We start from the raw sequence: 11,940 nt of genomic DNA, 5'->3' as shown, positions 1-11,940 counted from the left end.
GCTCAGTCGAGCAGGCGTTTGCCGTCGTGATGCTCTCTGGGTTCGAGCACGCCACCCGGAATCTGCGAGGCACCGCTGTCCGTACCTTGGATGGCGACCAGGATCGCCCATCGGGACGGGGGTTGGGCGTGTGGATCGAGCCGCGTCCATGCCTTGTCGAGGGCGGCCATCCGTTGCTCGTAGGACAGGCCGGTGAAATGTGCGGTGAAGATCGGGACCTGCGACCAGGCGTAGGTCTGGTCGGGGTCGAAGGCGTACTCGAGGTACTCGGTCCGCACGACGTCCAGGCCGCCTAACGCCAGTTGGTCGCGGATACCGTCGTCGTCCATGAGCCGGCGCCCTCGGCTGGATGGCTGGAAGATGAAGTCGTGGTCGATCACCGCGTACGCCCGCATCAGGTCGTGCAGGGACGGCTTTCGTGGCGGGGGTGCCGGCGAACCGTCCGGCTGCCGGTTGGTCCCGACACTGCAGGCGAACCGTCCGTTCGGCGCCAACAAGGCTGAGATGGCGGCGGCGACTTCCGGCACCTGCATCTGCCAGATCGCCGAGTTGCACACGACATGACTGAACCCGGCGCGCACCACGGTGGCGACGTGTTCGGCGGGTGCTTCGAGCCAGGTCACGCGTGGGTCCTGTACTCGTTCGGCAGCGATCTGGAGCATCGCGGCCGAGGCGTCGACGGCGGTCACGTGCCCGGTGGGTCCCAGCTCAGCCAGGATCGCTTCGGTCGTCACACCGGTTCCGCAGGCGAGGTCCAGCACCTCGCTGTCTGGTTGCAGCACCGCGCAGCGCACCAGGTCCGTACTCGTCAACCGATACATCGGGAACCTACGAGCGAACCCGTCGTACATCCGCGCGTTCTGCTCCTCGCGCCAATCTCGACCAACCGCATAACGTCTCCTCAACTGCCCGCTGAGCTACGAGGCTAGTTGAGAACATTCTGAAGCCTGCGGGTGGACGCGTGTATGGCGCGCCGTCGGTTCCTGCCCACATATCCGATGGCGTCATCGTGGGTCGGGGTGGCATTCTGCGGTCGGCTTGCTTGGATCAAGGCGGAAGGGAGTTGTCTTGGATATCTGGGACGGCGACGTCTTGGTTGACACACCTGAGGTCATCGGGTTCCTTCATGAACAACTGGGCCGTGAACCGTTGCTCGCGGCGCTGACGGAGATCCAGTTCGAGCAGCGGACGACCGGCGACGTGGGCACGTTTTTTCGGGCGGTCTGGGCACCCACGGGCGAGTCTGTCGTAGTGAAGCTGAACGCCTGTGCGATCGAGCTTGACTGGATGTCTGTGGTCTCGCGTCGCGCGCCCGGACTGGTGCCTCATGTGTACGCCAGCGGCCGGCGTCTGGGCGAGGTGGACGTGGGTTGGCTCGTCTTGCGGAGAGCACCCCACCACATCGACTCCAGTTCTCATGATGACTGCCGCAAGCTGATGCTGGCGGCAGCGCGTTTCCAACAGGTGGCACTCGACATCGACAGAATGACCTACCCGATCGATGCCGCGTTCTTCGAGTGGTGCATGCCTGAGGTAATCGAAGCTGACTGTCCGGGCCCGGGCGAGGACGTCCTGGCCAGGCTGCATCAGGACCTCATGTGGGTGGACGAGCAATCTCCTCGCGTTCGGTGCCACGGCGACGTGCACTTCGACAACGCGGTGTCCGAGGTTCCAGGAGGCCCACTCCTGCTCATCGACCCGCTTCCACGGATCGCCAACTGGGCCTGGGATGCCGCCTACGCGCAGATGCTCTCGGGCAAGGAGGGGACCCCTCGGCTGGTTCCGCTCCTTGGCGAGGCGCGACGGTCGCTCGGTCTTCCCACCGGGGACCCGCCGGCACTTGAGAGGCTGGAGACGATTCTTCTCGGGTGGTCGTCAATGCTCTGGTGGGCCATCAAACCCTTCCGGCGCGATGACCCGTGGTTTGCAGAGCAGGTCAGGTGGAACCTGGAGCGCCTCGCATCGTCCACCTCTCCCTAGAGTCAGCCCACCACTGCTTCGGCCGCGCGGCGCGATCCGTAGGGCTTGGTTGATGTCCTTGACCACCCGTCGTACAGCGTCCGAGGCACTGCATCACATGATCGGGTTCCAGGGTCGATCCGGCGTCAGATGAGTGCGCGCGCGAACGCCTCCCGCAGGCCCGCATATGTCAGCGGTGTGAAGGCCTCGGCATCGTGCTCCAGCCGCTGCCGGAGCTTGTCCGTCGGCATCCACTGTGCGTCGCGGGTGTCGTCACCACGGGACTGAGGCTCGCCGGTCCCGATGGCCAGGAAGACCATCAGCATCGAGGGATACCCTCCGTCGATCATCTGGACGCACAGGTCCGGCCGCGACACCTGCACAAGCTGGCCATGCAACTCATGCTCGGCCACCGACTGGCCGACGGTGATGTCGCCGACCCCGGTCTCCTCCTCGACCTCGCGGCGTAGGCAGTCCATGACCGGCTCCCACGCGTGCCACTTGCCCCCGGGCAACTCCCAACGTCCGAGGTTGCCGGGGTCGCTGCGTGGCTTCCATCGCTTCTGGATGAGTACGGCGGGTGCCGCGTCACGCTGGCGCACCAAGCCGTACACGTTGGGCACGACCAGCGACTCTCGAGTGTCGGTCATGCTTTGATTATCGCGATCAGAAACGGGCCGGTTCGTGGTCGACACCAAGGCCAGCACGGGGACGGAGGATTCCGGGACGATGACCGAGCATCGACGGAGGATCGCCGCCTACGCGATCTGCCTGCGGGACGACCAGGTTCTGTTGACTCGGTTCGTCGCTCCTGACGGCATCGACCGGCACTGGACGCTGCCGGGCGGCGGGGTCGAGCACGCCGAGGACCCCTACTACGCAGTCGTCCGCGAGGTGGAGGAGGAGACCGGCTACCAGGTTGAAGTCGAGCGGCTTCTGGGCGTCGACTCCCGATCTTGGCCGGTGGCGTCGCGGGTCTCCGGCGGTGCGGAACTGCACACCGTAGGCGTCTACTACCGCGCCCGGATCGTGGGAGGCGAACTGCGCCACGAGGTAGACGGATCGACCGACCTGGCCGCATGGATGTCGGTGACGGACGTGCCTGGCTTGGTGCGCGCTGGTCTTGTCGACGTCGGGCTGGAGCTGGACCGCGCGAGACCAAGGACGGGCCATGTCGACCCGGTGTCGGTCGGCGGCCGCATACGGTAGCGGACGCCTTGTCACCCCTGAACGTTGAAGTCGCGGGGCCGTTGTGCCGCGCTGATGGACCTCGTCGTACGCAGAGGGTGGCGACCGTCACTGAACGCGGGGTCCAAGCGTGGCTAGCCGTCGCTCGTCACGTGCTCGACGAGGTCCTGCTCCGTCTCGCGGAAGCGGCGGAAGGCGTGCATGTCGTAGTCGAGGCCGTACACGCGCTTGAGGTCGGCGACGGCGGCAAGGGAGCGTTTGCCGAGCGCGCTCCATGCCTGCTCGCCCTCCTCGCCGGGCACCGGCTCGAACGAGTGCAGAACGATCTTCTCGAGCAACTGCCCGAGCGTCATGTTCTCGAACTCGGCCAGGCCCTTCAGGACCTTGACCAGGTTCCGCTCCATGCGGACTCCAAGCTGAACCCGCTCAACCGTGGGTACATCCTCATCCGTCGTCATGGTCCCACGGTACCGCGGGACCACGACGACGAGCAAAGCGCCTCTGCTACGCCGGACACGCCGATATCGTGGCGAGCTCATCGACGGGTCGATCGGAGTAAGAGGAGAGCCCGGGGTGTACGGGTTCAATGCCGTCAGGCGGACACTTCGCCTTGCGATTCGTCCGTTCAGCGGCGGGCAGGTTTCTCCGCCGGCAGGATGACGTTGCTTGTTGCCGGCTCGGCCGGGTCGATGACTCTTCTCGGCGACGGTGGATCTAGTGGCGCCGGAACTGGGGTCCGGAGCCCAAAGCGGATCGGTCCGATGGCTGCTCGTACTCTTGTTCCGTTGTGTCCGGCGGTATCCGGCTGCGGGCCGCTGTTCATACGAGGAGCGCGGACGTTCTGCCCGTTCGGCCGTAGACGATCTCAGAGAGCTTACGGTTGCAGTACCGGCTTCGGGACTCCGATCCGTCGGGAGCCATGTCAGAACGTTCGAGATGCCCGCCGGGCAACTGCACGAGAAGTGGATGGCGGCGGCACAGCGCGGTCTTCCTCCCTGGGCCTGTGCTTGAGTTGGCGAGTCTCTCGACGGAGTCCGCTGCCTGTCCATCGCCTCGCAACAGGTGCGGCCGAGGTGTTCGCATCCATGAGCAATCAGCGCGCGGTTCGTGGAGTCCGCGATCAGCTCTGACGCAGCATTGCGTTCCCGGCAAGGGCGAAGTACTGGCGTAACAGCCCGTTGGTGTTCTCGGTGGTGCCGGGTCGTGAGGGTGAGTGGAGTTCGCGGAAGTAGATGTCCGGTGGCCACAGCGTGCCGGTTTGCTGCGGGCCTGTGCAGGATGCATTTGCCGGGAAGAGTCATTGTGGAACGAGCGCAGTGGACTTGTGCTTTGCGGCCTACCTGCCGATGACGATGCGGTATCTGATGAACATGACGGGACCGTGTGACGTGGGTCCTCCGGACTGTACTCAGGTTCACATCGTCGGCGCGGTCCATAAAGAGGGGAAGTCGCTATCGTTCTGCGTATTGTCGGCGAGAACAGCGGAAACGCAGAGTCCGACCGGATAGCAGCTTCGCCAACCAGGGCTCCCATCCTGGCCACCACTTACGGCGTGCGACTCTCCGTTTGCACGCTGTATCTAGCTCTCGGCTTGGGGCTTAGGCGAGGCTTGACAGCTTATCTAAGGTTGCGAGCAGAGACTGAGGGGCACGTGCCGGTCTTTCCGAGTTGTCCCTCTTTGCCCTTTTCCTCGCGCGTCCGATCCCGGTCCGACCCGTGTCGGCCTTGCCCACCTGGGGAATGTTGTGAAGCAGATTCTCATCCGTTCGGGGAAGAGCCCGTTTCGTATTGCTAGCCCGGCTGAGTTCGTGCATCAGGACCTGATCGGGACGAACACGGGCAATCTGCTGTTCAGTGATGCTGCCCATAGACTGCTGATGACTCCGGACACCGAGGTGACGTCTAACGGCATCCGTACCAACTGCTCGGCCGAGCGTGCCGCGGAGATCAACGAGCGGTACCACGTGTTTGTGGTCCCGCTCGCTAACGCATTCCGCCCTCGGTTCCAGGCTTCGCTCGACCGGCTGAGTAGGTTGATCGAGAAACTCACTATTCCGGTCGTTGTGTTCGGCGTTGGAGCGCAGGTAGGGGAGGACTACTCCACGGAGTGTCTGCAGCCGATGGAGGAGTCGGTCAAGCGCTTCGCCTCCGCGGTACTCAGTCGGTCAGCGTCTATCGGTGTCCGCGGTGAGCTGACCGCAAGCTACCTGAACAGCCTCGGTTTCGACGACGTCGACATCATCGGCTGCCCGTCGATGTTCTGGCACGGGGACAGGTTCCCCGATATCCGGGCAGCCGAGCTTAGTGTGGACTCGCGCATCGCCATCAACCTCTCCCCAGACGCGATTCCCGTCGGGGACCTCGCCGGCATCGCTCGGCATACTTGGGAGCGCTACCCGCACCTGACCTACTACGCGCAGAACACCATCGACGCGGAATTGCTGCTGTGGGGTGACACGACACCCGAGTCGGGGAAAGCCGACCCCTTCCCGATTTATCACAGTCATCCTCTTCTGCGCGAGAACAAGGTGCGTGTGCCACTAGACCCGACGAGCTGGGTCAGGGAGCTAGCCGACTACGACTTCGCCTTCGGAACCCGAATCCATGGCAACGTCGCTGCGCTGCTGGCCGGCACGCCAAGCGTCGTCCTCACCCACGACTCGCGAACCCTGGAGTTGTGCCGGTACTTCGACATCCCGTACCGACGACTCGCCGAGGTGCCTGGCGACACCGACCCGCGTGAGCTGTACGAGCACGCTGACTTCTCCGCTATGCTCAACGGCCACGGTGAGCGGTTCGAACGTGTCGTCGCCTTCCTCGACCGCAACAACCTGCAGAACACTTACACCCACGGCGACAAGGGCGCGGCCTTCGACGCCAAGATGGCCTCCCTCGAACTGCCCGCGTCCATGCCGGCCTGGGACGGCAGCAACGACGCCAACATGCGCTACCGCATCAGCAGGCTGCGCGAGCTGATCATCGCATCCGACATCAAGGCCGCGACAGCCAACAAAAAGCTCCGCGTACACCTTGCAGCCGCCAAAATGCGCCAGGTAGATGCCACCAACCGGCTCGCAGCCGTACGCGAGGAGCTCGACACCGCCCGCGCGCAGATTGCCGCCATGGAGCGACGGATCACACGCGTCGAAAAGCAGATCCTGGTTCGCATCGGCCCCGCCCTACGCCGCCGCATACGCCGGCTCCGTGGCCGCATCGGCTGAGCCGACAAGACCAGTCGGCCAGAACAAGCGCCGGCCCATTTGCTTGCGTACTGCCCCGCCGCTGGGTCGTAGATCAGCATGGCGCTGCGACTGGCTGGGCTGGAGTCGAGTTTGAGTTGAGGCTGTACGCGTCGCCGTGCAGACTGTCAGGGCGGTCGGCGCAGCGGCGCCGACGAGCGCGAGCAGGTCACGACCGTCATGCTTCCCGGCGACCGGACGGTCACCCAGAGCATCGGCAAGGAGTCAGTCCAGACCGGCTTCTACATGGTGATCGACCGGGACAGCCAAGCCTCCTGGCCGTCACGTTCGCGCCAGCCGCCCCTTCGGCCACTTTGAGAGGACGGACGCGGACGGTTTAACCTGCGGCTCGTGCGCTTCCGCAGGAAGTCCGTCAGCCTCACGGTCGGTGACCGTGCGCTGGAAGATCTCCACGTCCGGGCAGCGACCCAGCGTGGCCGCGCCATCGCGGCGGAGTCCCGCGACTGGCTGCTGGTGAAGTCGGTGATGCAGCCGGGGGAGCGGGCACGTGCGCGAGTTGCGGTGCGCTTCCCGCACGAGGGGAACGCCGCGGGCTTCGCCTTCGTCACCGACCAACGGGTCATCTTCGAGGTCCGCGAGCGAGTGACTGCGGTGGCGCTCGCGTACGTTGTCTTCGCGGGCCGACCGATCGAGCCCAGCCTCGGCGACTTCGTCGTCACAGCGAGGACGGCTGGCGGGCCCTCGGGCGGTGAGTTCACCACGGCGATGCGGATCCGTGACGCCGAGGCGTTCCACGACTTCTTCCCCACGCTGCTGGACGCGGCGCGGGCCGCGGGCGCGCTGCCCGAGGTCGACACGAGCTGGGGAGGCGACGTGCCGCAGGCATCCGTGCCACGCAGGGCCGAGACCGCCGAGCCGCTGCCGACCGACGTGCTCGACCGTGCGCTCGCCACGTTCATGGAGGATGACGAGCGGATCGCGTTCGCCGCCGAGATGGTGTGTGATGCCGGTGGCCGGGTCACAGTGCTGGTTACTCAGCGGCGTCTCGTGGTCATCGAGAGCCGACTGATCTGGGCGGCCCCGCTGGAGCGCACCAGGGTCGCCGAGGCCAGCGGGAGGGCCCTCCAGGTGTGCCTGCTGGCCGAGACGGTCACCGACTCTCTGGTGCTCGGTGGGGGTCTCGCGTCCGTTGATCCCGGCCAGCGGCGGTTGACGCTGCGGTCGGACGACGACCCGGCCGTCGGCGTACGCCTCCACACGCATCTGCGTGCGGGTGGCGCTGGCCCGCTCATGGCCTGGCCGGCGGCCGAGTAATCGTCGTCGGTGTGGTGTTCAGTCCTGCGGGTTGAAGAAGAAGCCGAGTGCGAGCGACCAGGCGAGGTGCCACACGTAGACGCCGAGGACGAGTTCCCAGCCGAGGTTGAGTGACAGGAAGCCCGCGTTCAGATCCGGGAACTGCGTCGGGATCCACCACAGGCAGCTCAGCGTTGCCAGGACCATACCCATGGCGACTCCACGGGCGACGTTGCGCGCGGTCGTCAGCGTCTTGCCTAGCAGCGGGAAGATCAGCAGCGCGTAGCCGAGCGCGAACACGATGCCGTTGAAGGTGTGGAAGATATGCCCCTCGAACCACTGCGTCGTAGCGGCGGCCTCGGGCATGAGGATGGATCCGTTGAAGGAGGCGAAGTCCAACTTCGGCAGGCCGATGCCGGTCATCCAGTAGCCGATCATGTCGGCGATGTGAAGGGCCGCGAAGCCCGCCACGAGCCCACCGATGAGTCGGTGCGTGTTGACGTACTGGGGCCAGTGAAGTCCGGCCGTCTGGTGTTGGACCACCGGCAGCGCATGGTCGGCCACCGGCGCCTGACGGGCATCCAGGTCCTCGCGGGTTGCCAAGTGGCCTGGCTGGTACGGCTGGTGCGTCGAAATGATGATCTCCTTCGTCGCCCCAGGGTCGGACGTCCTCTCGGTCGCCCGCCCCGTCCCCGGGTGGTGAGGGCATGATGTCCGGTATTGGGTACTCCATCCCGCTCCGCCACGCAACTCCAGCATCGCGCGAGCCCGTCCTCGCGTGGGTGATCGCGCAGTTTGAGGCTCGATCGAAGGTCTGCAGCGTTAGCCCTCTGCGTGAGATCCCGGGCGAGCGTGGACCCTGGCTCCTCACCGTGTCCTCCGTCTCCGGCAACCGCGAAGTCGTCTTGAAGACCGGTCCGCTGGATGATGCGGCCGACCGTGGCACGTCCGAACACTGTCGATCACTGCATCGATATATTCGGAGGCGGCCGAGATGAGTGCCTTGGGAGCAGTCCTACCGAGGATCCACGCAGTCCAGGTCCCGCCAAACCCGCACCTTCCGCCGCGCACCCGCGCCCGGCAAGGCGAGCACTTCATCTCCCAGCGTGCCCAGCGACGTCGTGCCATCCAGAACTACCAAGCAGGTAGCACACGTGATCGTGAAGAGCTGCACAGTCAGGTCGCGGCCAGTAATCCAGCGTGGTCAGCAGAGCGGGTCCAGAAGTACCTCACCGACCCCGGCACCACACCACTCATCGAGGAGGCAGAACGCGTCCTCGAGCAGCTTCCGCAGTCCACCGAGCCCACCGGCCTGGTGCACAACGACATCGCGATCGGCGACGTGATCTGGTCGACTGGCCGGCGCCCGGTCGTGATCGACTGGGAGGGCGCAGGCAGTGGCGCGACTGGCCTGGACCTCGGCAACGCCCGGTTCGAACTCGCGATGCATTACGGAGTGCGGGCAGCCGAGACGCTGCTACGTGGCTGGACCGAAGTGGCGGGGGCGCCAGCACCGGACGACCTCCTCTACTGGGACCTCTCCGCCACGCTCAACACACCCGCCAACCTTCAAGGGTGGGCGCCCATGCCGCACGCAACGGAGGGACGCGACGCCTTCATCACACATGTCCTGAGGCGGGTCGGCGCAACAGGAGCGTCGTCATGAGTCCGTGAGGTTGACGGCCTCTTCGGGTCGGCGCGCCGACGGATCGTTCACGAACTGGTGATGGTGGCAAGTTCACGCCAGGGCTTCGCGGTGTTGTCTAGGGGGACACCCCCTAGTTTCGTTGTTCGATGAACCATGCCGCGACCTGCGTGCGCGAAGTGAAGCCGAGCTTGCGGAGGATGTGGTCGACGTGGCACTCAGCTGTTCGCTGCGATATCACGAGGGTGGCGGCCACGTCCTTGTTCGACAGGCCGTTGGCGACGAGCTCGGCGACCTCGCGCTCCCGCCTGGTCAGCTGTTCGTCCGCCTGCCTCGTGGACGCCCTGCCTTCGAACGACTCCTCGGCGCCAGCCACCGTCGGCGACTCGCCCAAGGCGTACGCAAATGCGACGTCGATGGCGAGGCCGCGCCCGCGGTCGAACGCCGCCTGGAACGCCTGCGCGCCAAGAGACTTCCGGGCTTGCTCACGACGTTCGTCGCTCCAGTCGATCAGGCCTTGCCAGCCCGACAACCGCCCACCGCCAATCGGCTCCCACAGGGTCTCAGCGATGCCGAACAACACGGCGGCGTGTTCAGCCTGGCCGCTCGCCGCGGCGCTCCAGGCGAGCAGTTCGACACACCAGGCGACACCCACGTGGTCGAGGTGGCGCTTGAGCTCGAGGGCGCTTCTGGCGTAGGTGTTCACCTGTGCGAGGTCGCCCAGTAGCCAACGTGCGAACGCGATGTGCCATAGCCCCCAGGACTGCGCCCATCGCTCCCCACGCTCCTGGCACATGGCGATGGCTTGCTCGCACAGTGCCACGTCCCGTTGGGGGTCGCCCAACATGGCGACGGTCATGCCGAGGTCGATCATGGCCAGGGCGGTGAGTGAATTGACGGCTCCGGCAGCGCGGTAGTGAACCAACGCCTCCTCGTGCGCGGTCACCGCTTCGGGTAGTCGCCCCTCGAACCATTTGGCGAGTCCAATGAACTGCATCGCGTGGCCGAGTGTGAGCTCGTCGCCCAGCTCTCGGGCCAGGTCGCGGCACTCGTGGAGCACCGGCAAGGCATGCTTGTAGTTGCCCTGGGAGGACGAGAACCAGCCGTCGACCCACAGCGCCTGGGCCCGTTCGTTGCTTGGCTGCTGGTCCAGTGCCAGTGCTCGACCCAGCCAGTAGCGGCCGTCACGAATTGATACACCGAACCAGTACCACCACAACAGGTACGCCAGCCGCATCCCGGTACGTGCCTCGCCCGCCTCGGTGAGACAGAACTCCAATGCCGCAAAGATGTTGGGCTGTTCGACCGCGAAGCGGCGCAACAGGTCCATCTGGTGTGGTCCGAACCAGTCGGCCTCGGCCTCCTCGACAAGGCGTAGGTAGTAGTCGCGGTGGCCCTCGCGGATGGCGCGCTCGTCGATCGGGTTCAGCTGCTCGCGACCGAACTGTCGGATCGTCTCCAACATCTGATAGCGGGCGTGGCCTGAGTGGTCCTTGCGGCTCATGACGGACTTTTCCACCAGACCAACCATGCCGTTGAAAACGTCGTCGGGGGCGAGACCCGCAACGGCACAGACCACCTGGGCGGCCTCCATGTCGAAGTCGCCAGCGAACACCGACAGGGTGGCCCACAATGTCCGCTCGAGTTCCGAGCAGAGATCAAAGCTCCATTCGATGGCGGCACGCAAGCTCTGATGGCGCGGTGGCGCCTCCCTGCCGCCGCCCGTCAAGAGACGATAGCGATCCTCCAGCCGCTCGAGGATCTCCTCGACGGACAGTGCTCGCAGTCGTACGGCGGCCAGCTCGATCGCCAACGGCAGTCCCTCGAGCTGCTGACACAGCCGGGCCACCGTCTCCTCGTTGGCGGGGGAGATAGTGAAGCCAGGAACGGCGGCTGACGCACGCTGTTCGAACAACTGCAGCGCTTCGTAGCGGTGTGCCGACTCCTCCGTAAGCGAGGCACCAGCCGTGGGAACCGAGAGCGGCGGCACCGGCCATATGTGCTCTCCGGAGATGTTCAGGGGTTCTCTGCTCGTTGCCAACACCCGCACGTTGGGTGCCGCCACGAGCATGCTGTGCGTCAGTCGGGCACACGAGTCCAGCAGATGTTCGCAGTTGTCGAGTACCAGCAGCAGTCGCTTGTTCGCCAGGTAATTGGTCAGCACAGTCTCGGGGTCGTCGGTGATGGAGTCCGTCAGCCGCAACGCCGTCACCACAGCGTTGCCGACCAGCGAAGGGTCGTCCAACTTGGCTAGCTCCACCATCCACGCTCCATGCGGGAACGCGCGACTCACGCTCTGCGCGACGTGCAGGGCCAGCCGGGTCTTGCCCACACCGCCCACGCCGGTGAGGGTGACCAACCGCGACTCGGACAGGGCTCGTTTGACATCAGCGCTTGCCTGCCGACGCCCTACGAAACTGGTCACTTCGGCCGGGATGCCACCGGTCTCCCGACGAGGTGCCTGCGTTGCCACAGTCGCCATGAAGCCCCTTCAGCGAAACAGCACGACCATCGTATGTCCGGTCGACCTGCGGACTAAATGCCCGCATGTTCTACGGCATTCACCCTGCATGGCCCCAATCCACGTGGTGAGCCTGGATTTCGCGAGGTTTGTGGGGGTCGCGCGGCGGAGGTTTGGTTCTGGGCTGGCCGGTG

Annotated in this window: 10 protein-coding genes; 5 read left to right on the top strand and 5 right to left on the bottom strand. The window is 65.5% G+C overall.

Going from position 1 to position 11,940, the window contains the following annotated elements:
- Positions 1-2 precede the first annotated feature (2 nt).
- Positions 3-821 (bottom strand): class I SAM-dependent methyltransferase, encoded by an 819-nt coding sequence (locus tag ABN028_RS11610; protein WP_349696623.1) that lies wholly within the window; start codon positions 819-821, stop codon positions 3-5.
- 247 nt (positions 822-1,068) lie between these two features.
- On the opposite strand from ABN028_RS11610, the gene ABN028_RS11605 reads away from it, so the two are divergent.
- Positions 1,069-1,980, top strand: a complete 912-nt coding sequence (locus ABN028_RS11605; RefSeq protein WP_349696622.1) for a phosphotransferase — start codon at positions 1,069-1,071, stop codon at positions 1,978-1,980.
- A 125-nt stretch (positions 1,981-2,105) separates the two neighbouring features.
- On the opposite strand, the gene ABN028_RS11600 is transcribed toward ABN028_RS11605, so the two are convergent.
- On the bottom strand, positions 2,106-2,609 hold the full coding sequence (locus tag ABN028_RS11600; RefSeq protein ID WP_349696621.1) for an NUDIX hydrolase: 504 nt from the start codon (positions 2,607-2,609) through the stop codon (positions 2,106-2,108).
- Positions 2,610-2,688: 79 nt separating this feature from the next.
- Here ABN028_RS11600 and ABN028_RS11595 point away from each other — a divergent pair, with 79 nt between their 5' ends.
- Positions 2,689-3,168: an NUDIX domain-containing protein gene (locus tag ABN028_RS11595; RefSeq protein WP_349696620.1), complete on the top strand. Its 480-nt coding sequence runs from the start codon at positions 2,689-2,691 to the stop codon at positions 3,166-3,168.
- 113 nt (positions 3,169-3,281) lie between these two features.
- Here ABN028_RS11595 and ABN028_RS11590 read toward each other — a convergent pair whose 3' ends face one another.
- The gene (locus ABN028_RS11590) at positions 3,282-3,605 is read right to left on the bottom strand and encodes a hypothetical protein (RefSeq protein WP_349696619.1); all 324 of its coding nucleotides are present in this window, start codon (positions 3,603-3,605) and stop codon (positions 3,282-3,284) included.
- A 1,287-nt stretch (positions 3,606-4,892) separates the two neighbouring features.
- Here ABN028_RS11590 and ABN028_RS11585 point away from each other — a divergent pair.
- Together ABN028_RS11585 and ABN028_RS11580 are read left to right on the top strand one after the other, a co-directional pair.
- Entirely contained in the window at positions 4,893-6,368 is a 1,476-nt protein-coding gene (locus ABN028_RS11585; RefSeq protein WP_349696618.1) for a polysaccharide pyruvyl transferase family protein, read from the top strand.
- A 369-nt stretch (positions 6,369-6,737) separates the two neighbouring features.
- Positions 6,738-7,661, top strand: coding sequence for a hypothetical protein (locus tag ABN028_RS11580; protein ID WP_349696617.1), 924 nt, complete (start codon positions 6,738-6,740; stop codon positions 7,659-7,661).
- 18 nt (positions 7,662-7,679) lie between these two features.
- Here ABN028_RS11580 and ABN028_RS11575 read toward each other — a convergent pair whose 3' ends face one another.
- On the bottom strand, positions 7,680-8,243 hold the full coding sequence (locus ABN028_RS11575; protein WP_349329324.1) for a hypothetical protein: 564 nt from the start codon (positions 8,241-8,243) through the stop codon (positions 7,680-7,682).
- A 391-nt stretch (positions 8,244-8,634) separates the two neighbouring features.
- Between ABN028_RS11575 and ABN028_RS11570 the strand changes: the two genes are divergently transcribed.
- Complete coding sequence (locus tag ABN028_RS11570; protein WP_349696616.1) at positions 8,635-9,306, top strand: phosphotransferase family protein; 672 nt, start codon at positions 8,635-8,637, stop codon at positions 9,304-9,306.
- 112 nt (positions 9,307-9,418) lie between these two features.
- Here the strand turns inward: ABN028_RS11570 and ABN028_RS11565 are convergent, their stop codons facing one another.
- Positions 9,419-11,767: a LuxR C-terminal-related transcriptional regulator gene (locus ABN028_RS11565; RefSeq protein WP_349696615.1), complete on the bottom strand. Its 2,349-nt coding sequence runs from the start codon at positions 11,765-11,767 to the stop codon at positions 9,419-9,421.
- Positions 11,768-11,940 lie beyond the last annotated feature (173 nt).

This window comes from Actinopolymorpha sp. B17G11, from assembly GCF_040196095.1.
Classification (GTDB): domain Bacteria; phylum Actinomycetota; class Actinomycetes; order Propionibacteriales; family Actinopolymorphaceae; genus Thermasporomyces.
The sequence above is the reverse complement of the archived record's forward strand: the minus strand, read 5'-3'. Positions and strand labels throughout refer to the sequence as shown.